Annotated in this window: 16 protein-coding genes and 1 tRNA gene; 4 read left to right on the top strand and 13 right to left on the bottom strand. The window is 59.3% G+C overall.

Going from position 1 to position 22,210, the window contains the following annotated elements; all coding sequences use genetic code 11:
- Position 1: 1 nt before the first annotated feature.
- Complete coding sequence (alaS, locus tag AC2FD8_RS10615; protein WP_496855922.1) at positions 2–2,674, bottom strand: alanine--tRNA ligase; 2,673 nt, start codon at positions 2,672–2,674, stop codon at positions 2–4.
- Between the two features lie 178 nt (positions 2,675–2,852).
- Positions 2,853–3,920 carry a recombinase RecA gene (recA, locus tag AC2FD8_RS10610; RefSeq protein ID WP_496855920.1) on the bottom strand — a complete coding sequence of 356 codons (1,068 nt, stop codon included), beginning with the start codon at positions 3,918–3,920 and terminating at the stop codon, positions 2,853–2,855.
- A 192-nt stretch (positions 3,921–4,112) separates the two neighbouring features.
- Between recA and AC2FD8_RS10605 the strand changes: the two genes are divergently transcribed.
- The gene (locus AC2FD8_RS10605) at positions 4,113–4,706 is read left to right on the top strand and encodes a sulfotransferase family 2 domain-containing protein (RefSeq protein WP_496855918.1); all 594 of its coding nucleotides are present in this window, start codon (positions 4,113–4,115) and stop codon (positions 4,704–4,706) included.
- Between the two features lie 3 nt (positions 4,707–4,709).
- Here AC2FD8_RS10605 and AC2FD8_RS10600 read toward each other — a convergent pair whose 3' ends face one another.
- The 3 genes from AC2FD8_RS10600 to guaB form a co-directional block, all read right to left on the bottom strand.
- Entirely contained in the window at positions 4,710–7,001 is a 2,292-nt protein-coding gene (locus tag AC2FD8_RS10600; RefSeq protein ID WP_496855916.1) for an ATP-binding protein, read from the bottom strand.
- A 110-nt stretch (positions 7,002–7,111) separates the two neighbouring features.
- Positions 7,112–8,269, bottom strand: a complete 1,158-nt coding sequence (locus AC2FD8_RS10595) for an RsmB/NOP family class I SAM-dependent RNA methyltransferase (protein WP_496855914.1) — start codon at positions 8,267–8,269, stop codon at positions 7,112–7,114.
- Positions 8,270–8,344: 75 nt separating this feature from the next.
- Complete coding sequence (gene guaB / locus AC2FD8_RS10590; RefSeq protein WP_496856202.1) at positions 8,345–9,793, bottom strand: IMP dehydrogenase; 1,449 nt, start codon at positions 9,791–9,793, stop codon at positions 8,345–8,347.
- Between the two features lie 219 nt (positions 9,794–10,012).
- On the opposite strand from guaB, the gene AC2FD8_RS10585 reads away from it, so the two are divergent.
- Entirely contained in the window at positions 10,013–12,061 is a 2,049-nt protein-coding gene (locus tag AC2FD8_RS10585; protein ID WP_496855912.1) for an ASKHA domain-containing protein, read from the top strand.
- 275 nt (positions 12,062–12,336) lie between these two features.
- On the opposite strand, the gene AC2FD8_RS10580 is transcribed toward AC2FD8_RS10585, so the two are convergent.
- The 5 genes from AC2FD8_RS10580 to AC2FD8_RS10560 form a co-directional block, all read right to left on the bottom strand.
- Positions 12,337–12,410: transfer RNA gene (locus AC2FD8_RS10580), tRNA-Gly, on the bottom strand.
- A gap of 244 nt (positions 12,411–12,654) precedes the next feature.
- A complete protein-coding gene (locus AC2FD8_RS10575) occupies positions 12,655–13,716 on the bottom strand; it encodes a methyltetrahydrofolate cobalamin methyltransferase (RefSeq protein WP_496855910.1) in 1,062 nt (353 codons plus the stop codon).
- Between the two features lie 9 nt (positions 13,717–13,725).
- The gene (locus tag AC2FD8_RS10570) at positions 13,726–14,652 is read right to left on the bottom strand and encodes a methylenetetrahydrofolate reductase (RefSeq protein WP_496855908.1); all 927 of its coding nucleotides are present in this window, start codon (positions 14,650–14,652) and stop codon (positions 13,726–13,728) included.
- Between the two features lie 26 nt (positions 14,653–14,678).
- Positions 14,679–14,975: a virulence factor gene (locus AC2FD8_RS10565; RefSeq protein WP_496855906.1), complete on the bottom strand. Its 297-nt coding sequence runs from the start codon at positions 14,973–14,975 to the stop codon at positions 14,679–14,681.
- A gap of 246 nt (positions 14,976–15,221) precedes the next feature.
- Positions 15,222–17,108: a PhoX family protein gene (locus AC2FD8_RS10560; RefSeq protein ID WP_496855905.1), complete on the bottom strand. Its 1,887-nt coding sequence runs from the start codon at positions 17,106–17,108 to the stop codon at positions 15,222–15,224.
- 180 nt (positions 17,109–17,288) lie between these two features.
- On the opposite strand from AC2FD8_RS10560, the gene AC2FD8_RS10555 reads away from it, so the two are divergent.
- Together AC2FD8_RS10555 and AC2FD8_RS10550 are read left to right on the top strand one after the other, a co-directional pair.
- A complete protein-coding gene (locus AC2FD8_RS10555; RefSeq protein WP_496855903.1) occupies positions 17,289–18,401 on the top strand; it encodes a Ppx/GppA phosphatase family protein in 1,113 nt (370 codons plus the stop codon).
- Complete coding sequence (locus tag AC2FD8_RS10550; protein WP_496855901.1) at positions 18,401–19,123, top strand: RlmE family RNA methyltransferase; 723 nt, start codon at positions 18,401–18,403, stop codon at positions 19,121–19,123. Before AC2FD8_RS10555 ends, AC2FD8_RS10550 begins: the two co-directional genes overlap by 1 nt.
- Here AC2FD8_RS10550 and AC2FD8_RS10545 read toward each other — a convergent pair.
- The 3 genes from AC2FD8_RS10545 to AC2FD8_RS10535 form a co-directional block, all read right to left on the bottom strand.
- On the bottom strand, positions 19,120–19,257 hold the full coding sequence (locus AC2FD8_RS10545) for a hypothetical protein (RefSeq protein ID WP_496855899.1): 138 nt from the start codon (positions 19,255–19,257) through the stop codon (positions 19,120–19,122). The two genes, AC2FD8_RS10550 and AC2FD8_RS10545, sit on opposite strands and share 4 nt — an antisense overlap.
- Before the next feature lie 152 nt (positions 19,258–19,409).
- Entirely contained in the window at positions 19,410–21,299 is a 1,890-nt protein-coding gene (locus AC2FD8_RS10540; protein WP_496855897.1) for a cytochrome c3 family protein, read from the bottom strand.
- The gene (locus AC2FD8_RS10535; RefSeq protein ID WP_496855896.1) at positions 21,296–22,162 is read right to left on the bottom strand and encodes a YihY/virulence factor BrkB family protein; all 867 of its coding nucleotides are present in this window, start codon (positions 22,160–22,162) and stop codon (positions 21,296–21,298) included. The genes AC2FD8_RS10540 and AC2FD8_RS10535 overlap by 4 nt, the downstream gene beginning before the upstream one ends.
- Positions 22,163–22,210: the final 48 nt, after the last annotated feature.

Genomic DNA, 22,210 nt, shown 5'->3' with positions numbered 1-22,210 from the left:
CTTATCCCTCCAATATCTGTTCGGCGGCTTTGATCGCCGCATCTGCGTTGGTCGCGTCCTTGCCGCCACCTTGGGCCATATCCGGACGACCACCGCCGCCCTTGCCGCCCAGCTCAACCACTGCGGCCTTGACCAGATCAACGGCGGAAATCGTTTCGGTCAGGTCCGCAGTAACGCCGGCAGCAACGGCCGCCTTGCCACCTGTGTCGGCGATCAGCAAAACCGCACCGGATTCAAGGCGGCTTTTGTGTTCGTCGATCAGCGCAGGAAGATCTTTTCCGGACACACCGCTGAGTGTTTGGGCCAGGAACTTTACGCCATTGATTTCAGTCGCTTCCGCGCCGCCGCCCTGCCCGGCCCCACCTGCCATGGCGAGGTCGCGGCGCAGTTGTGCGACTTCGTTCTGCAGTGCCTTGCGTTCATCCAGCAACGATTTCACACGGGCCACCACATCATCCGGCTGCGCCTTCAGCTCCAACGCGACCTGTGCCAATCGATGATCCTGAGCGGACAGATAGCGGAAGGCTTCATCGCCTGTCAGCGCCTCGATCCGCCGGACACCCGCACTGCTTGCGCTGTCACCCAGAACCACGAACGTACCGATATCGCCGGTTTGGCGGACATGTGTGCCCCCGCACAGTTCAATCGACCAGGTTTCGCCATCCTGGCCCTTGCCGGTCGGCGCCTTGCCCATCGACACAACGCGAACTTCGTCGCCATATTTCTCACCAAACAGCGCCTGAGCGCCCAGCTCGCGTGCGTCATCCGGTGTCATGATCCGGGTCTCAACGCTCGAATTCTGGCGAATGAAATCATTCACCTCACGCTCGACCTTTTGGATTTCTTCCGATGACAGAGCCTTCGAATGGCTGAAATCGAACCGCAAACGATCCGAGGCATTCAATGAACCCCGCTGCGCCACATGATCGCCCAGCGTTTCACGCAGGGCTTCGTGCAGAAGGTGCGTGGCCGAGTGGTTGGCCCGAATGGCCGACCGGCGTGTGTGATCGACCTCCAGCTCAACCGCGTCACCCTTGGATAGGGTGCCATGGTCCACGGTCACCTTGTGCGCATAGACCTTGCCATCGGCGAATTTCCTGGTGTCTTCAACGCGCGCGACATCTTCACGCGCTTCCAGACGGCGTAGTTCACCACTGTCGCCGACCTGACCGCCAGCCTCGCCATAGAACGGGGTCTGGTTCACGACGACCCAGCCACTGCCGCCCTGTTCAATCTTTTCGACCAAAGCGCCATCGACGATCAGCGCCGCGACCTGAGCCTCAGCCTTTTCGGTGTCATAGCCCAGGAAATCGGTTGCGCCAGCGCTGTCGGCCACGTCAAACCAAACCGCCTGATCCGCTGCCTCACCCGACCCGGACCAAGCCGCACGAGCCTTGGCTTTCTGCTCTGCCATGGCCTCATCGAACCCGTCGGTATCGACGGTCCGGCCTTTTTCCCGCAGGGCATCCTGTGTCAAATCGAGTGGGAAACCGTATGTGTCATAGAGCTTGAACGCCGCATCTCCGGACAAGGCCGCGCCGTCGGGCAGGCCCGCCACCTCGTCATCCAGCAATTTCAGGCCGCGATCCAACGTTTGCTTGAACCGCGTTTCTTCCAGCAGCAGAGTCTCTTCGATCAACGCCTGCGCCTGCCCCAGTTCCGTGTATTGCGCACCCATCAGTTGTACAAGCGAGGGCACCAGTTGGTGCATAACAGGGTCCTTCGCACCAAGAAGATGCGCGTGACGCATGGCACGGCGCATGATCCGGCGCAGTACATAACCACGTCCGTCATTGCTGGGCATCACGCCATCGGCAATCAGGAACGAGGTCGAGCGCAGGTGATCCGCAATCACGCGGTGGTGGACGTTCTGATCGCCGTAAGGATCAACGCCGGTTGCTTCCGCCGAAGCCTCGATCAGCGTCTTGAAGAGGTCGGTGTCATAGTTGTCATGGCTGCCTTGCAGAAGTGCGCCGATCCGCTCCAGACCCATGCCGGTGTCGATCGACTGCATGTCGAGTTCCACCATCGAGCCGTCTTCGAACTGCTCGTTCTGCATGAAAACGATGTTCCAAATTTCGATGAAACGGTCGCCATCTTCCTCGGCCGATCCCGGAGGGCCGCCCCAGATGTGATCGCCATGGTCATAGAAAATCTCGGTGCATGGGCCGCAGGGACCGGTCGGGCCCATCTGCCAGAAATTGTCGCTGGTCGCGATACGGATGATACGGTCTTCGGGAACGCCGACTTTCTTCCAGATTTCAAAGGCTTCGTCGTCGGTGTGATAGACGGTGGCCAACAGCCGGTTCTTGTCGATGCCGAATTCCTTGGTGATCAGCTCCCACGCGAAAGGAATCGCGTCGTGCTTGAAGTAGTCACCGAAGGAGAAGTTCCCCAGCATCTCAAAGAAAGTGTGGTGGCGCGCCGTATAACCCACATTGTCGAGGTCATTGTGCTTGCCGCCCGCGCGCACACATTTCTGCGCGGTAGTTGCGCGCTGATAGTCGCGTGTTTCCACACCGGTGAACAGGTTCTTGAACTGTACCATGCCCGAGTTCACGAACATCAAAGTCGGATCATTGCGCGGCACCAGAGGGCTGGACGCCACCACTTCGTGCCCCTGCTTGGCAAAGTAGTTCAAAAAGGTCGATCGGATGTCGTTCAACGTGGGCATGGGGCTCTCTCAGCGCGCAATCAGAATGGTCTGCGCAGGTTTATCGCCGTGCCCGCAGAGTGTCCACAGCATTGACCTTCCAAACGAAACAAGGCGACCCCCATGGACCGCCCTGCTTAAAGTTTTCTCAGCACTGTTGGAGTGCCGGGGAGTTCTGGTATTCCCTCTCACGCGTTCCTTAGGCTTCGAGGATATCGTCATCCTCGGCCGCGCCGGGCGGCATGTCGAAGTCCAGACCATGGGCCGCGCGGATCTTGTCTTCGATATCCAGGGCAATCCGAGAGTGATCGCGCAGATACTGCTTGGCGTTCTCACGCCCCTGCCCGATCCGTTCGTCGCCGTAACTGAACCACGAACCCGACTTCTCGACCACACCGGCTTTGACGCCCAGATCCAACAGTTCACCCATTTTGCTGATGCCTTCGCCATACATGATGTCGAATTCCACCTGCTTGAACGGCGGTGCTACCTTGTTCTTAACGACTTTTACACGTGTCTGGTTACCGACAACCTCGTCCCGATCCTTGATCGCGCCGATGCGGCGGATGTCCAGACGGACCGAGCTGTAGAATTTCAGCGCATTACCACCGGTCGTGGTTTCCGGACTGCCAAACATCACGCCGATCTTCATCCGAATCTGGTTGATGAAGATCACCATACAATTCGAACGGCTGATCGAGCCGGTCAGTTTGCGCATCGCCTGGCTCATCAGGCGGGCTTGCACGCCCACGCTGCTGTCGCCCATATCGCCTTCAAGCTCGGATTTCGGCGTCAGGGCCGCCACCGAGTCGACCACGACCATGTTCACCGCGCCGGACCTGACCAGTGTATCGGTGATCTCAAGCGCCTGTTCGCCGGTATCGGGCTGCGAGATCAGCAACTCATCCAGATCAACACCCAGCTTGCGGGCATATTGCGGATCCAGCGCATGTTCTGCGTCGACAAAGGCACAGACACCACCGCGCTTTTGCTGTTCCGCGATACAATGCAGGGTCAGTGTGGTTTTACCCGAGCTTTCAGGCCCGTAAATCTCAACAATCCGGCCCATCGGCAGGCCGCCGATTCCCAGCGCGATATCCAGACCCAGAGACCCGGTCGAGCTCGCCTCGATATCCTGCTTGGCATCTTCGCCCAGCTTCATGATCGAACCTTTACCGAACTGCCGTTCGATCTGGGCCAGCGCGCTATCGAGCGCCTTTTGCTTGTCCGCGTTTTTCTTGTCGCTCATCGTCAGAAGATCCGCCATTGTCCTGTCGCCTTCCCTTTTGTCACACCCTTTGCCGGGCGGCAATCGCTGCTTTGTTCGCCTCTTGTTCCTTATGAGACCAAAAAGAGAACATTTCAACTAAAACTTACAGAACCTACACTTGGCCAATTGTGTTAAATATCCGTTTACGGCAATCTGCCATCTTAACGGCGATCGACACGGGAACACTAAATGCTTGTTTTTTATAAAGAACGCCTTGCGTTTTTATCTGTTCCCAAAACCGGCAGCACCGCCTATCACTCTGCGTTGCGTGCTCGGGCCGATCTTGTGATCACCCATCCGCCCGAGCTGAAACACGCGCCGGTGCGCCGATATGACCGCTTTATCCAGAACATGTTCCGCAAAATGTACGACACCGAGATGGAGATCATGGCCGTTGTCCGCGAACCCATTGACTGGCTGGGCAGTTGGTACCGGTTTCGTCGACGCGAAGATCGCATCGGGCATCCGCATTCAACGCGAGATCTGAGCTTTGATGCCTTCGTACAGGCCTATATGCAGACCCCAAAGCCCGAATTTGCAGATGTCGGCAGTCAGAGCCAGTTTTTTCGCACCCGCAACAATGGCGTCGGGGCCAGTCATGTTTTCAAATATGACCATCAGGATAGAATCGTAGATTTCCTGCAAAACAGGCTGAATTACGATTTCATATTACAGCGCGAAAACGTCTCGCCGCCCGCAGAAACAACTCTGTCACCGGAAACCGAAGCAGCGTTTCGCACGCATTCCAAGGCGGATTTTGCGGTGTACGATGCGGCGCAATAGGCGTCAGTTCATCTGCTGAAAAACCGCCTCGGTCAGCTGTGTCAGCGAGAACGGTTTGGGTAGAAAGGTCGAATTCGGAACCTGGGGACCGGAATCGCCAAACGCGCCCTCGGTATAGCCCGAGACGAACACGACCCGGACATCGGGCCGCGTCTGCATAGCTTTGGCAACCCAAGTCGGGCCATCCATTCCGGGCATGACCACATCGGTTACGAACACATCCACGTTCAGGTCGACATCTTCCAACAAGGTCAAGGCGTCCTCGGCGGATTCAGCCTCGAGCACCGTGTAGCCTTTCAGGCGTAACGCACGGGTTGCAAAGGCGCGCACCGGGGCTTCGTCCTCGACCAGCAAAATTACGCCCTCACCCTGACGCGCGGTCTTGAAATCCGGCACATCTTCTGACTCAACGTCAGCGGGTTTCGCTTCGACGCAAACCGGCAGAAGCAGGGAAAACTCCGAGCCGCGACCTACAACGCTGTCGACAAAAATGAAGCCACCCGTCTGTTTGACGATCCCGTAAACGGTAGAAAGGCCCAGCCCCGTGCCCTCGCCCGTGCGTTTGGTGGTAAAGAACGGCTCAAACACCTTTTGCAGCTTGTCGGCAGGAATACCGATGCCGCTGTCGATTACCTTGACGGTCATGTATTCGCCGGGCGGAACGGTAGCCCGGTCATAGTGCAGAGGCTCGGTCAGGCTCAGCACCTCGGTTTCGATGCGAATCTCGCCGCCCTCGGGCATCGCATCACGCGCGTTGACGACGAGGTTCATCAACACCTGCTCCAACTGCCGCTTATCCGCGCGCACCGGCTTCAGGACAGGATCATGGCTGAGTGTCAGTTGCACTTTCTCACCGACCAGCCGGTTCAGCAGGTGAATAAGGTCCGAGATGGTGTCGCGCACATCCAGCACCTCGGGACGTAAGGTTTGCTTGCGCGAAAAGGCCAGAAGCTGGCTGACCAGAGCCGCCGCGCGATTGGCATTCTGATGGATTTGAACAAGGTCACCATAGTTGGGATCGTTTTGATCATGACGCAACAACAGCAGATCGCAATGGCCTGAAATTGCGGTCAAAAGATTGTTGAAGTCATGCGCAACGCCGCCGGCCAACTGACCAACAGCCTGCATCTTCTGCCCCTGTACAAACTGCGCCTCGAGCGTCTTCAGTTCGGTCGCGTCGTTCAGAACCGCGATCAGTCGGGTTTTCCCGTCGATCTGAACCCGGTCCAGAGTCACCTGGACAAACAGCTCTTTGTCGCCCCGGGTCAAACGCTGGAATTCGGATCGGGGTGCATTCTCGCCCGACGCGGTTTGAGCCAGCCACTCTAGAATCGGATGTCCCAGCCCTTGCAGAATCTGGTCGATATTGGCTCCGTTCAAACGGATATCACCCAGAAGCACGCGAGCCATCTGGTTTGCCTCAAGGATCCCCCCCTCCGGCGTCATACAAAGAATAGGCACCGGTAGATCAGCCAGCGAGGACCCGCGGTCGGGTTCGGAATTCTGAGATACAGGCATCAATATAAGGTGCTGAACAGACCATGACGCAGAAACACCGGTGACTGCGACACGCGTATCCCCTTTGCCTGAGCGCACCGAACAGATTTGCCCATCCTGTGGCAATCCGTTCGGAAACACCTCTTCAACAGAAGCCGGAGTCGTGCCGAAAAACGTTCTGGCTGCTGCGTTACTGTGCAGCAGACATCCGCCTCGGCCGAGGGTCAGCACGGGAAGGTTGATCCTGTCCCATTGACCTTGATGACCAATCTTGAACCGCCAGCAGAACAGATGATCGCCCAATCGAACCACCGAAACCGGGATAGTCTCGGCACCGGAGATGATATCCTCATTCGCTGCCCCACTTGCCTGCGCCAAGGTCTGCATCCTCAAAAGCAGGCTTGATGGGTTGGCAAAAACCGAGCGCAGAACCTTGGGCAATGTTGTGTCCGGGCTTGCATTTAATTGCGAGCGCGCAACGGGGTTTGCGACAAGCACAGTGCCTTCAGAATCCGCAACAAGTGTTGCGCAATCGTCCTGATCGACAAAGCCCGCCAACACATCCAGGGTTTGACGCGCTGCCCTGTCGGCAAAAATCCCCCTGACCAGAATCCAGAGCGTCGCAAACAGGATCGAGACCCCTACTACGATCAAGCCCTGCGTCCAGTCCGAAGGCACCCTGCCCGTATAGGGTGCGGCGTATAGCAAAGCGGCCAGCCCGACCAGCGCCAAAACGCGTACCGCCGACGGCGTTCTACGCAAACGGGGATCGGAGAACGGATATATTGAATCGGACATGAACGACCCGGATAGCTTTTTGAGAGCCATAACGCCCCAAAATGGTTAATGCCCGCTTAACAGAGTTGCGGGGGCAAGAAAACTACCTGTGGTTGCTTAAGTTGGTCTGGCTATCTTTTCAGATGCGCCGTGAAAAAACCGTCTACACCGTCCGTGACGCGCCAATTCCGCTGTGACAGAACCGACCAATCTGGGTTTTCGGACACAAAGTTTTCGACAACCCGCTCGTTTTCGTCCTGAAGCATCGAACAGGTCGCATAGGCCAAAAGACCCTCGGGCCGGAGCAAGGGCGTGACGTCTCGCAGGATCGCGCGTTGCATCCTGGTCAACTCGACCAGCCGCTCTTCGGTCAGGGCCCATTTCCCGGCCGGAGCGCGCCGCCATGAGCCGCTACCGGAACAGGGCGCATCGACCAGCACGACGTCAAAGGGCGCAAAACGGGTCAGTTCCGCGGTCTCAAGGCAGGTCACCCGGACGCCTGCGCGGTCCGCGCGGTTCGGCAGGTCCTGCATGCGTTTCGGGTTGACGTCATGTGCAAACACTTCGACCCCCTGATGGGCTGCAAGGGCCAGTGCTTTCCCGCCTCCACCTGCGCAATAGTCGAGAACGCGACAACCGGGTTCAAGGGGTAAAGCCGCCACAACCGCCTGACTGGCCGCATCCTGCAACTCGACCAGACCGTCAAGGTAAGCCCGGCTCTGCGCAACCTTGCGCGCGCCTTCAACGACGGTCAGAGCCGTTTCGCAGGCCGGCTGGAGTTCAGTTTGAACCCCGTCACCCTCCAAAGCACGGGTCGCACCGGCCACGTCTGTTTTGCGCAAGTTGACCCGAAGATGGACCGGAGCGCGGCTTTGCAGCGCTGTCGCGGCCTCCGTGGCCGCATCCCCCAAAGACGCCGAAAACCGCGGCCAGAGCCAGTCAGGAATGTCAAACTGCTCGGCCAGAGACACGAAATCCCGACCGTCCTCAGAGGCTTCGATCGGCGCAGGCGCGTGGCGGTCGCCAGTGAACAGGGCATCAGGCGCCTGACCAGCAGCACGCAACGCTCCGATCATCAGGCCCCGACCCGTTTCAGCCCCGCCAAGTGCGGCAAAGGACCGCTTGCAACGCAGGGCTGTGAAAACATGATCCCTTACCGCTGCGCGATCCTTGGAGCCTGCAAACCTGCTGCGCCGCGCCCATCCTGTCAGGGCTTTTTCAACGGGCGCGCCGTCCAGTATCTGGTCAAGGATCTCAATCGAGGCCTGAACACGGGCTGCCGGGGTCATCTTTCCCTCCGTCGGGTTTTCCAGAAACGCAAAACGGCGCCCGCATCGGGGCGCCGTCTGCAGCAGATCACATGATCACATAATCCGGTAATTCGGGCTTTCACGGGTGATCTGAACGTCATGCACATGGCTTTCTTTCAGGCCCGCCCCGGTGATCTTAACGAAATTGCAGTTCTTGCGCATTTCTTCAACTGTGGCGCATCCGGTATAGCCCATGGCCGCGCGCAGACCGCCGACCAGCTGGTGAACAACCGCCCCGGCAGAACCTTTATAGGGCACCTGCCCTTCGATCCCCTCAGGCACCAGCTTGTCATTGGCTGCATCCTTCTGGAAATAGCGATCTGCTGAACCACGCGCCATTGCGCCCAGGCTGCCCATGCCGCGATAGGATTTGAAGGAACGGCCCTGATACAGGATCACCTCACCCGGGCTTTCATCGGTGCCCGCGATCATCGAACCAACCATGGCGCAGGACGCACCCGCCGCGATGGCCTTGGCGAAATCGCCCGAGAACTTGATACCACCATCGGCAATCACCGGAACATCTCCGGCCGCTGAAGCGCAGTCCATGATCGCCGTCAGCTGAGGCACACCGACACCGGCGACCATCCGCGTGGTACAGATCGAACCCGGCCCGATGCCAACCTTGATCGCATCCGCACCCGCATCAATCAGCGCTTTGGTGGCGTCAGCCGTGGCGACGTTGCCCGCGATGATCTGAACCTCGTTCGACAGGGTTTTGGCACGTTTCACGGCGTCCAGAACACCTTGCGAGTGACCATGCGCGGTATCGATGACGATGATGTCGACACCTGAATCCACCAGCTGCTCGGACCGCTCGAACCCGGCATCCCCGACCGAGGTCGCGGCGGCAACGCGCAGACGACCTAGGTGGTCTTTGCAGGCCGTCGGGTTCAGAACGGCTTGTTCGGTATCTTTCAGAGTCAGCAGACCGGTCAGCTTGCCCTCACCATCGACCACCAGCAGTTTTTCGATCCGGCGGGCGCGCATCAGGGATTTGGCCTCTTCCAGATCGGCGGGCTCCTGCAGCATCGCCAGATTGTCCGAGGTCATCATTGCCTTGATCGGCGTGTCATCCGACGTGGCAAAGCGCATGTCCCGGTTGGTCACGATACCGACAACGCGGCCCTGCTCGTCCACGACCGGAAAGCCGGTGAAGTTGTAGCGTTGCACCAGCGCCTGCGCATCCACCAACGTCTGATCGGGGCGCAGCGTCACCGGGTTGTAGACGATCCCCGATTCAAACCGCTTGACCCGGCGCACCTCGCGGGCCTGTTCCTCGACCGACAGGTTCTTGTGAACCACTCCGATCCCGCCTGCCTGCGCCATGGCGATGGCCATGCGCGCCTCGGTCACCGTGTCCATGGCCGAGCTGAGCAGCGGGATGTTCATGGTAATCTGACGCGTCACGCGCGTCCTAGTATCCGCCGTTGCCGGCAGCACTGAAGATGCGCCCGGAACAAGAAGTACGTCGTCAAAGGTAAGTGCCTCACGAATCTGCATCATCAAACCCCATGCAAAAGCCCGTTTGGCGGTGACCCTATTGCATGGATTGACCCGAAGGAAAAGCCCCAGAACCCAAGTTGTTTGCCCTTGGGTGGGAATAGCACGTCACAAAACGACGCTCGTTGTACAAAACGTGCCGCTGTCAGGGCTTTCCCTTTGTGAATAAACTCATATCTTCCCCGGCATACGCGCGAACACAATAAAGGCAGGCCGACCATGACCACCGACCCCCTTGTCGTCTTTACCCCCTCGGGCAAACGCGGGCACTTTCCCGTTGGCACCCCGATTCTGACCGCCGCCCGACAGTTGGGCGTCGATCTGGATTCGGTTTGCGGAGGGCGCGGCATCTGCTCGAAATGTCAGATCACGCCCAGCTACGGCGAGTTTCCCAAGCACGGCGTCACCGTGTCTGAGGATGCGCTGAGCGAATGGAACGCGGTCGAGCAGCGCTATGACGACAAACGCGGCCTGAAACCCGGTCGTCGCCTGGGCTGTCAGGCCTCGGTTCAGGGTGATGTGGTGATCGACGTGCCGCCCGAAAGCCAGGTCCACCGTCAGGTTGTCCGCAAGGCGGCTGCTGCACGCGCCATCACCATGGACCCTGCGACTCGTCTATATTTCGTGTCGGTGGAAGAGCCCGACATGCACTCGCCCACAGGCGATCTGGAACGGCTTGAGCGTGCCTTGCGCGAACAGTGGGAAATTGACGCCGTCACCGCCGATCTGTCCCTGATGTCCAAGCTGCAACCGGTTCTGCGCAAAGGGAAATGGGACGTCACGGTCGCCGTTCACAAAGGCCACAAGGACCCGGTGGCCCGCATCGTCGAAATCTGGCCTGGCCTGCACGAAGGGGGCCTTTATGGTCTGGCCATTGACCTCGGCTCAACCACGATTGCGGCGCATCTGACCGATCTGGAGACCGGTGAGGTCAAGGCATCCTCGGGCCTGATGAACCCTCAGATCCGCTTCGGTGAGGACCTCATGAGCCGTGTCTCCTACGCCATGATGAACCCCGGCGGCGATCAGGAGATGACCAGAGCCGTGCGTGAGGCGATCAATGACCTGACCACCTCGATCGCGGAAGACGCCGAAATTAACGCCAGCCTGATCGTTGAGACCGTATTTGTCTGCAACCCGGTCATGCACCACCTGCTGTTGGGTCTGGACCCGGTCGAGCTGGGGCAAGCTCCGTTCGCGCTGGCGACGTCCGAGGCGATGTCCCTGCCCGCGCATGAGATGGGCCTGACTACGATGAACCCGCGGGCGCAGATCTACATCCTGCCCTGCATCGCCGGTCACGTGGGTGCCGACTGTGCCGCCGTTGCCCTGTCGGAAGAGCCCGGCAAATCTGAAGATCTGGTGCTGATCGTTGACGTAGGCACCAATGCCGAAATCCTGCTGGGCAATACCAGTCGTGTTCTGGCCTGTTCCTCGCCTACAGGGCCTGCGTTTGAAGGTGCCCAGATCAGTTCGGGCCAGCGCGCCGCCCCCGGCGCGATTGAGCGGATCGAGATTGATCCAGTCACCAAGGAACCCCGGTTCCGCGTAATCGGGTCCGAGAAATGGTCCAATGAGGACGGGTTCGATCAGGACATCGCAACCACCGGCATCTCTGGCATCTGTGGCTCGGGCATCATCGAGGCGGTAGCCGAGATGCGCATCGCGGGCCTTTTGGACGAAAGTGGCCTGATTGGATCAGCCGAGCAAACCGGCACCTCGCGATGTGTCCCAGAAGGGCGCACAAACTCTTACCTGATCCATGACGCAAGTGCCGAAGGTGGCCCTCGGATCACTGTCACCCAAGGTGATATCCGGGCTATTCAGCTGGCCAAATCGGCGCTTTATGCCGGTGCGCGTCTGTTGATGGACGAGATGGAGGTCGACAAGGTAGATCGCGTGGTTCTGGCGGGCGCCTTCGGGGCGCATATCTCGACCAAGCACGCGATGGTTCTGGGTATGATCCCGGATGCACCGCTTGACAAGGTTTCCAGCGCAGGTAACGCGGCCGGTACCGGTGCCCGGATCGCCCTGTGCAACATCGGATCGCGCGCCGAGATCGAGCGCGTCGTGCGCGAGATCACCAAGATCGAGACCGCAATCGAGCCAAAGTTCCAGGATCATTTTGTCGCCGCCAACGCGATCCCGCACAAATCCGACCCGTTCCCGGAGCTCGCACAGGTCGTCACCCTGCCCGCGCCGTCCTTCAACACAGGCGGTGGGGATTCCGACGCCAGCGGCGGACGTCGTCGTCGCAGGCGTTCGTAAGAAACAGTGCTAAAGTAGTGGAAGGCTCACACCCTTTGTGGGCCTTCTCTGACCCGGATTTTCATGTCCCACCTTTCCGCGAAAGCCTGATTGCGTTTCAAGGAAAAGGTCAGTGGCAGATTGCAACCTGATCCAGTCTGGTTGCAACATCACGAAACGCATCCGCAAACCCGATGTTTTCATCATGCCTTGCATGTAGCGAAAGTCAGAGACTGCCGCTTCGGAAAACCGTGGCGTACCAGTAGATTGTCAATGTGCTGATTTCGCCATGTGCATGGAGCGGGTAACGGGAATCGAACCCGTAACAAGAGCTTGGGAAGCTCGTGTGATACCTTTTCACCATACCCGCAGCACGGTTTTCAATACTGCCCCGATCCGAGTGATGCAAGCCGTATCGCGCTGAACTTTGCCCCGGTTTTGCCTGAAGCGTTGCGGGCTTTGCCTGAAGCGCCAATTGGCACGAATGTCTCGAGAACGCGGATAGCGTGCCGGGGTATTGATGTCACAGGTTTAACCCGAAGCGCTATCAACCTCAGTCACAGAACGAAAAAGGCCGGGCGTTGAACCCGGCCTTTCCAACTTGTTTCTCAAGATCACGCGCGACGGCGACGGCCACCGCCGCGACGACCACCCGCACCACCGGCCGCAGCCGCGTCTTCAGGCGATTTGTTGAACTTGATCCACGCACCACCGTGCGGGTCGTTGTTGGTCAACAGGTTGGCGGCGCGGATCGCCTCCATTTCTTTGCCTGCGCGCGGCAAGGTCGAGCCCAGACCGAATAGCTGACAGAAGGTTTCATCATCCATATCAGCAGGCAGGATGATGCCTTTGGCCTCAACCTCGGCCTTCTTCTCGGCCAGTTTCTTCGGACCAACTGGCAAAGCCACCGGATTCATGATCGCCGAGGTCATACCAGCGCCCATCGCCATCGGCAGGAAGGCGTTGTTGATGCCATGGCGGTTTGGCAAACCAAAGGACACGTTCGACGCACCGCAGGTAGTGTTCACGCCCAGTTCCTCGCGCAGACGACGGACCAGAGCGAACACCTGCAAACCAGCCGTTGCCATTGCACCAATCGGCATCACCAGCGGGTCAACCACGATGTCATGGGCGGGGATGCCGAAATCAGCAGCGCGCTCAACGATCTTCTTGGCCACTTCGAACCGTACATCGGGGTCTTCGGAAATACCTGTGTCGTCGTTTGAGATCGCAACAACCGGCACGTTGTACTTCTTGACCAGCGGCAGAACCAGCTCCAGTCGATCTTCCTCACCCGTTACCGAGTTCAGCAGCGGACGGCCTTCTGCCGCCTCCAGGCCAGCCTCCAGCGCGCCGGGAACCGATGAATCGACGCACAGCGGCACATCAACCAGACCCTGAACCATCTCGACGATCTTGCGCATCAGCGGCGGCTCGGTCTCGTTCGGGTTGGGGTTCGAGTTGTAAACAACGCCTGCGTTGATATCCAGAACGGTCGCACCTGCAGCGACCTGCGCCAGTGCGTCTTTCTCAACGGTCGAAAAATCGCCCGCCTCAAGTTCAGCGGCCAGTTTCTTGCGGCCCGTAGGATTGATCCTCTCGCCGATCACGCAGAACGGTTCGTCAAAGCCCAGGACGGCGGTTTTTGTTTTTGATTCTACGACTGTACGGGTCATGTCCGTTCCTTAAGCGTTGACAGGCTTCGCCGAAGCGCCGCCGTTGTTGATGGCCCAGTTGGCGTTGGTCTTGATGCCGCCAAGGGGGAAGAAGTGTACGTTGGTGATGTTGAAATCCGGGTTCGCCGCTTTGTACTCGGCCAGCTCGGTGATCACATCATTCGGCTCATAAGGCAGCAGCAGCTTGGAGACATCCATGGCGCGCTTTTGCAGAACTTTCAGCGACGGACCAACGCCACAGGCGATGGCGAACTTGATCAGGGTCTGCAGCTTGGCAGGACCTGCGATACCGATATGGACCGGGATGTCGATCCCCGCCTCTTTCAGGCCGTTCGCCCATTCGATGATCGGCTTCGCGTCGAACGCGAACTGCGTGGCAAGCGCCATCTCGGCGTCGGTGGTTTCGCTGAATTTCTGTTTCCAGCGCAGCGCATCGTCGACGTTCTTGGTCGAGCCGTCCGGGTCGATGTCCTTGTTGCCCTCGGGGTGACCGGCAACGTGCAGGCGTTTGAACCCGGCTTTGTCGAACAGGCCGGATTCCAACAGTTGCATCGAGCTGTCGAAATCACCATGGGGTTTGCTCACGCCACCTGCCAGCAACAGCGCCTGATCAACACCTGCTTCGCCCTGATACATCGAGATCCAGTTCTCCAGCGTCGCGGCATCCTTGATGATGCGCGCCGGAAAGTGCGGCATGACCGGATAGCCTTCGGCGGCGATGCGCTTGGCGGTTTTCACCATGTCTTCGATCGGAGTGCCCTCGATATGGGCGATGTAGACACGGGTGCCTTCGGGCAGCAGCGCGCGGAAATCTTCGACTTTTTCGGCGGTGCGCGGCATTACCTCGATCGAGTAGCCCTGCAGAAAGGCTTCGACGGTCGGATTTACAGGGCCGTTTTCGGCGGCATCACGTTTCTTGAAATTCAGCAAAGCCATTGCGGCCTCCCATATAGATTTCGGGCTCATGCCCAACCGTCATTCGCGATCAGTGCCTTGATGCGGTCCTGATCGTATTCCGTTTCCAGACGCACGGCCTGCGCCTCGGCAATCTCGGACGGGTCGCCCTCAACCGCGAAAGGCTTGGCTTTGCGCCATTCGGCCAGATAGGCATCACTGTCCTTGGCGTTCACCTTCATGGCGGCGCGGTCGATGGCTTGTTCAAACCGTTCTTCCAACTGCCGCTTTGCCCCGCGTCGGCCTTTGCCGACGATGACCTGAGCGGGAATGTCGCGCCAGTACACGATGGTGACGTCAGGCATAGCTGTGATTCCTCCTAATCATTGGGGCGGTTCTAAACGTCTATAACGGGGTAAGGCGGTCGGTTTTCGACACCCAGCGCCTTCCAAGCGACCTTTTTGTTTATGACGGTGTACAGTCGTTTTAGCCGGGTTTCATAGAAAACCAGATATCAAAACTTTCAACGCTTACATGAGGATGGCTCAACACAAGCAAAAGCCCCGGGCGGCAACACCGTCCGGGGCTTGTTTTTAAGGGCGTTTTCGGCCTTAGCCGACCAAGCCACCATCGTCGCGCGTGACCGCGATGATGGCCGAACGTGGCACGGCATCGCCGCCTTCGGGCCAGTGGCTGTTGCCGTCCTCACCAGGGTGCTGGACGCCTACGAACATGGTGCGGCGATCCGGCGACCAGCTGAGGCCGGTGATCTCGCATTCATTCGGGCCGACCAGGAAGCGGCGGATTTCACCGGTGACCGGGTCTCCTGCCAGCATCTGGTTGTTGCCCTGCCCTTCGAAATCGCCCTCGTTCGAGTATTTGCCATCGGTCTGGATCCACAGCAGGCCGTTGCTGTCGAATTTCAGACCATCGGGCGAGTTGAACATGTTGTCGGCAGTCACGTTGTCAGAACCCGCATTGGCATCCTGATGCACGGTCGGGTTGCCCGCCAGCACATAGAGATCCCATGCAAAGCCGGACGCGGTATGATCGCCACCTTCGGGACGCCAGCGTACGATCTGGCCATAGTTGTTGGCCTCACGCGGGTTCGGACCGTTGACCGAGGTGTCATCTCCACCGGCATTCGGCTTGACGCCCCGGTTCTTGTTGTTGGTCAGACAGCAGTAAACCTCGGCCACGTTCGGGTTGGCAGCCACCCATTCGGGGCGGTCCATGGTGGTCGCGCCCACGGCAGACGCGCCCTGACGGGTGTGGATGCTGACTTCAGCCTGCGAGGCCAAACCGGTTGTCTCGGGCGTCAGGTCCAGCCATTCACCGGTGCCGTCATCGTTGAACTTGGCGACCGACAGCGTGCCGTTTTCCAGCAGAGCGTTGGTATCGACGCCCGCCGCATAGACACCGTCCGAGACGAAACGGTACAGGAACTCGCCGCGCTCATCATCGCCCATGTAGACAACAACGCGACCGTCATTGTTGACCACAGATTCGGCATTTTCGTGCTTGAACCGGCCCAAAGCAGTCAGTTTGCGTGGGGTCGACGTTGGATCGGTTGGGTCGATCTCGACCACATAACCGGCGCGGTTCGGTTCATTGGGGTTCTTCGAGACGTCAAAACGCTCGTCGATCTTGGCCCAGCCATAGCCCCAATCCTTGGACGAGACGCCGTAGCGCTTCAGCTCGGCGCTGACTTCGTGGGCTTCGTCTTCAGCCGAGAAGTAGCCGTTGAAGTTCTCTTCGCAGGCCAGATAAGTGCCCCAAGGCGTCATGCCGTTGCCGCAGTTGTTCCAAGTGCCCTTGGAGGTCGTGCCGGTCGGATCAGCAGCGGTTTTCATAAGGTCATGGCCCGCAGCTGGTCCGGTGATGGTCATGTCGGTCTGCGGTGTGATGCGGCGGTTATACGGGCTGTCCTTGACGATGCCCCATTTGCCGTCGGTATTGGCAATCTCGACCACTGTCACGCCATGCGCCATCATGCCCTTGGCGACATCATCGTCCGAGGCCGCCTTGGCATCGGGGTTGTTGCCCCACAGAATATCACGGTTGGTGTATTCATTGTTCACGACCAGCAGAACGTGACCGTCATGGAAGAAAACGTCCTGACCGTCGGTGTTGTCGCCAAAGGCGCGCTCCTGACTGGCGGCGGTGCCACGGGTCGCAGGATCGAATTCAGGCGCGTCGGACCACAACGGATCGCCCCAGCGCACCATAACCTCGGCCTTGTAGCCTGTGGGTACCACCACCTCATCGGCGGTGGAGACCTGAATCGCTTCGAACGAAAACCGATCAGCTGACGCGCGCGCACCTGTGGGCAGAAGCGAGCCGCCTACTGCGGTAAAGCTGCCCATGGCCAAAACGCCCCCAAGAAACCCACGCCGCGACAAGGCGCGCTCGACCACGCGGTCGAATTCACATTCTTCGGGGCGTGGATTTACGACTTCATCAAATTCATCAAAGGACAGGGTGCGCTCATCTTTCATGGCAGTCTCCGTATCTGGCTGTAGGCTTGAAGAGAATCCCGAAATGGGGATCGGCACAGGAATTGCATCTCAGTATGAACGCTGTGTTACACTCACGTTAAATTCAAAATTGAAATCACTTGCGCGTCGGCGAGACCCCGCCTAGGGTCAACTTAACTCGAAAATCGGAGGGCGTTACGAATGGCGCCCAAGCGTCCCAAAGGTGCGGGCGCGTTCCCGAAGGCGGTCGAAAGCCCCGCGCCGGCAAGACCCGATCCAGATGCACTCTATGCGGCGTTGGATCTGGGGACAAATAGCTGCCGCATGTTGATAGCCCAACCCAAGGGGAGCGGGTTTCATGTGGTCGACAGTTTCTCCAAATCCGTGCAGTTGGGCGCGGGTCTGGAACGCACGGGACGGTTGTCTCGGGCATCGATGTCACGCACCGTTCAGGCGCTGCGTATTTGTCAGCAAAAGTTGAAGCGCAACAAGGTCAAACGGATGCGTCTGGTCGCAACCGAGGCCTGTCGGCGCGCCAAGAACTCGCGCGATTTTATCCGGCAGGTGCGACGTGAAACCGGCCTGAATCTTGAGATCATCCAGCCCGAAGAAGAGGCCCGCCTGGCGGTCATCTCCTGCGCGCCGCTGGTGTCAACCAAGACGGACCAGTTGTTGGTCGTGGACATCGGTGGCGGCTCGACCGAGCTGGTCTGGATAGACATCTCATCCGTACCACGCCGCGACCGACCGGCGGCGATCATGCGTTTGCACAACGGGTTTCACACCTCCGACAGCCCATTCCCTGCCGCCAAGGTCGTGGACTGGATCAGCGTCCCGCTGGGCGTCGCAACCCTGCGCGACCAGTTTCATGACGTCGAGGATGACTCGGCCCGGTTTGCCCTCATGAGCTGGTTTTTCGAAGAAAACCTTGCCGATTTCGCCCCCTACAAAGACGAACAGACCCGAGCGGGTTTTCAGATTGTCGGCACCAGCGGCACGGTGACAACCGTTGCGGCCTCGCATCTGGGCCTGAAGCGGTATGACCGGACCAAGGTGGACGGTTTGCGCATGACCAGCGATCAGATTGACAAAGTGATACGCGGGTATTTAGAACTCGGCCCTCACGGGCGACGTCGGGACCCTCGGATTGGGGATGACCGGCAGGCCCTGATCATGTCCGGCTCGGCCATTTTGCAGGCCCTTTTGCGTTGCTGGCCCACCGACCGCCTGTCTGTGGCGGACCGGGGGCTGCGTGAAGGCCTGCTTTATGCGCAGATGAGCGCGGACGGCGTATTGGAAGACGGACCGTTCTGATGGCGAAGACACCGAGTGGAAAAAACACCTCAGGCCGCGGACAGCGTGACCTGAAGGTCAAGGTAAAGACCGCGCGTGGGCGTAAGCTCAGCTCAACGCGTTGGTTGGAACGACAGCTGAACGACCCCTATGTCAAACGCGCGAATACCGAAGGGTATCGCGGGCGGGCGGCGTTCAAGATATTGGAACTGGATGAGAAATTCCGGTTTCTGGTCCCCGGCGCGCGCGTCGTCGATCTGGGCTGTGCGCCCGGTGGCTGGCTACAGGTCGCGGTCAAGCGGGTGAATGCTTTGGGCGAGAAAAGCGGTAAGCGTATCGGCACCGTTCTGGGTGTTGACCTGCAAGAGGTCGAACCGGTTGCAGGGGCAACGGCCCATGTGCTGGATTTCATGGAAGATGACGCGGACCTCAAGGTCAAGGAATGGCTTGGCGGCAAGGCCGATGTTGTGATGTCGGATATGGCCGCCTCGTCCTCGGGTCACAAGCAGACCGACCATTTGCGGATCATGGCCCTGTGCGAAACAGCCGCTTATTTTGCCTTTGACGTGCTGGATGACGGCGGCACCTTTGTCGCCAAGGTTCTGGCCGGTGGTGCCGAGGGCGATCTGCAAAAGCTGCTCAAGCAGAAATTTGACAAAGTCGCAAACGTCAAACCGCCTGCATCGCGTTCGGACAGTTCCGAGAAGTTCGTGGTTGCAACAGGGTTCCGAGGCGGCGCCTAATCTTCAAGCGCGATCTGACCAGCTAGCCGCTGTTCGCGCAGTGACGCGGCGGCGATGCCTTGCAGCATCAGCCCCTCACCATGGTTCAGGTCAATCGCTTTGCGGTCCCGAAGCTGCGCGATCCGTTGATCCATTGAGACCTGCCTGCCCCGTGCGCTAGGCTGTTTCAAAACCTGATCCGACATGTGACACCTATTACGACCCTTTGGCCTGACACCCTCGGATACAGGTCTAAGGGTGAAATCTGCCGGCATGATGGCGCAACGTGGGCGCGTTGGGGCCGTTCTTATGGCCCGAGTTGTCGGGACAGCTCTTGCAGGTTTGGATCATTAGGTATGCGCTGCAAGCCTTCTTGCACGACTGCACGCGCGGCTTGCGGCCCGCGATTGATCTGTGCCAGCTGCACAAGCATCGGCCAGGCTTCGACGCGTTGTGGGTCGAGGGTCACAACCTCACGAAAGGCACGCTCGGCGGCGGGTGCGTTGCGAAACGTCAGTGCCATGCCACCCAGTACCATGTGGGTTTCAGGGAAATCCAGACGGTTTGCGATTGCCCCCTGCCACTCGGCGGTAACTTGACCAGCCAAGACCCGCTGGTCCTCGGTCATCGCCTCGGGCGGAATTGTCAGGACTTCTTTGGCAGCCGAAATCCGGACGTTGCGCAGCGGGTCCGAGAGCAATGGCTCCAACCGCTGCACCTGATCGCGGGGAGAGGCCTGACGCTGCAACGTCACAGCGTTGGCCCGAACCAGCGGATCGGCATCTGTCAGCAATTCCGCCGTGGCGTCGGCCACCTGACGCGAGCCAAAGGGCTGCAGCAGATACGCCGCTGTTGCGCGCACGATCCCGGCCTGAGACGGATCGGTGGCAATCGCCAGCAACCCGTCGGGACTGTCCGCCTGCCCCGCCATCGCGGGCGCGAAGACCGAACCGAAATGCGGGCCGCGATGGGTTGAGTCCGGAAACCAGCCCTCGATTTGTTCGGCGGCCCAGGGCTGATCTTCGTCGGTGTGGCAATCAGTACAGGCGTCCTGACCAAGGCCCAGATCAGGGCGCGGCACGCGGAAACTGTGATCCCGACGACCGTCGACGCCCATATATACACGCTCGATCATGTGGCAGGTCTTGCATTGCGCGCCTTTGCTGTCCTCTGGGTGGTGATGATGCTCAGCCGTGTCATAGTCCTTATTGGCCAGAGTCGGGAAATCCGGATTGCCAGCCGGAGAATGGCATTGCGTGCAAACCCCGTTGCCCTCCGCCCTCAGCGTTGTGCTATGGGGTTCGTGGCAGTTCATGCAGCCCACGCCCTGCGCGTACATCTTGGACTGCAGGAAGGACCCGTAAACATAGACCTCATCCAGAATCTGCCCGTCCGGGTGATAGGCCCCCGGCCGCAGAAGCGCCAGATTATAGGCGTCGTGATAGGGTGTTCCGGGCAGCGGGTTGCCTTGCTCATGCGCTTCGCGCCGGGAATGGCACCCCGCGCATTGCTGAATTTCCGCTTCGGTCTGACCTTTGCCCCATGACATCGCGAACCCGGCCTCGCCGACCCCTTCGGGCAGCACGCGGCCATTGACCCAGTCGATATGAGCCGAGCCGGGGCCGTGGCAGGCCTCACACCCGACGCCGATCTCAGCCTGCTGAGACTGGTAGCTGCGCGTTTGCGCGTCGTAGTTTTTTTCAAAGCCGGTTGCGTGGCACTCAGCACACCGGGCGTTCCAGTTCTTGTAGGGCCCGGTCCAGTGCAGCCCGTCATCCGGGGGCAAATCCTGATCCGGGTAGAGGTGATACCAGCGCTCGTTTTCCGTGTCCCAGACCACGTCAAAGCTCTGCAGTCGGCCGGGATCGGTTTCGAACAGATATTGCTGCAAGGGTTCAATGCCGACAACCGAGTGGACGCTATGTTCAGTCATCACACCGTCTTTTTCAGTAACCCTAGCCGTCGGGATGGGGCCGCTTTGGTCAAACAGGACCGACATGCCGTCATGCTCAAAGCGGGTGCCATCAAAATCGGCAACCCTCTTACCTGCCCCGACCTCGGTCCAGGCCAGCGCGTGGTGAGAGTTGGCCCAGGCCTCGGCCTCCTCCACGTGACAGGTGGTGCATTGATCCGAACCAACATAGGACTGTGCATCGGCGGCCCCGGCCAATGCGACAAAAAGTAAAACCCATCTCATCCTGGAGCGCTTTCTGCGTCGCGCTGCATATCCATCAGAGCGCCGTTATACTCGGCCCCGAGGATCAGGATCGCCGCGCATAGATACAGAAAGATCAGCGCCGCCATGGCCCCCGCCAACCCGGCATAGGTGGCGCTGTAGCTGGCGAACTGACCAATATAGATGGAAAATCCCCACCCCCCAGCACCCAGCAGAACAAGGGTCAGGACAACACCGGGCAGGATTTGCGTCACCCGATGGCGGCCGGTCGGCAGGATCAGATGCGCCAACAGGATCGTTCCCGCCGGAACCGCAATCGTAAAGGTCCAGCGCAACCGGTCCACCGACAACCAGTTCGAGACATCCACATCCGTATGCTCGGACACCAACCGGGTATAGACCGGCAAGACAACCTCGACCGTGGCGATGATCAGGATCGCGGCACCGCCCAGAATGACCAGTCCAATGCACAAAAGCCGCGTCTTCCAGAACGGCCAGCTGTCTTGATCGTGATAGGCCTGGTTCATCGCGACCCGCACTGCCGCGACCCCGTTCGAGGCAAAATAGACCGCCAGCAAACCCCCGATGGTGATCACCCCCGAGCCCGAGCTTTGCAACACCGCGCGCAGCTCGGATACGATCGGATCTGCCACATCTTTTGGCCATGCGCCAAAAATCAGCTCGATCAACTCATCATTCACATAGCCCTGAGACAGGGCGCCCGCCAGCGCCACGGTGAACAGGACAAAAGGGAAAAGCGCCATCATCATCGACATGGCGACATGGCTGCTCATGACAAAGCCGTTCTTCTCGCCAAAGCGTCGAACGGCCAGGAAAAGTGCCTTTATCAATCGGCCTGATATGGGATTCGCAACACTGGACATACCGGACTCTACCCTGCGCATCTAAAGGGTAGAAGCCACCCAGGTCGA

It is taken from the genome of Ruegeria sp. YTSC192 (assembly GCF_059609705.1).
Note: the sequence above shows the minus strand (reverse complement) of the source record. Positions and strands in the feature narration are given on the sequence as shown.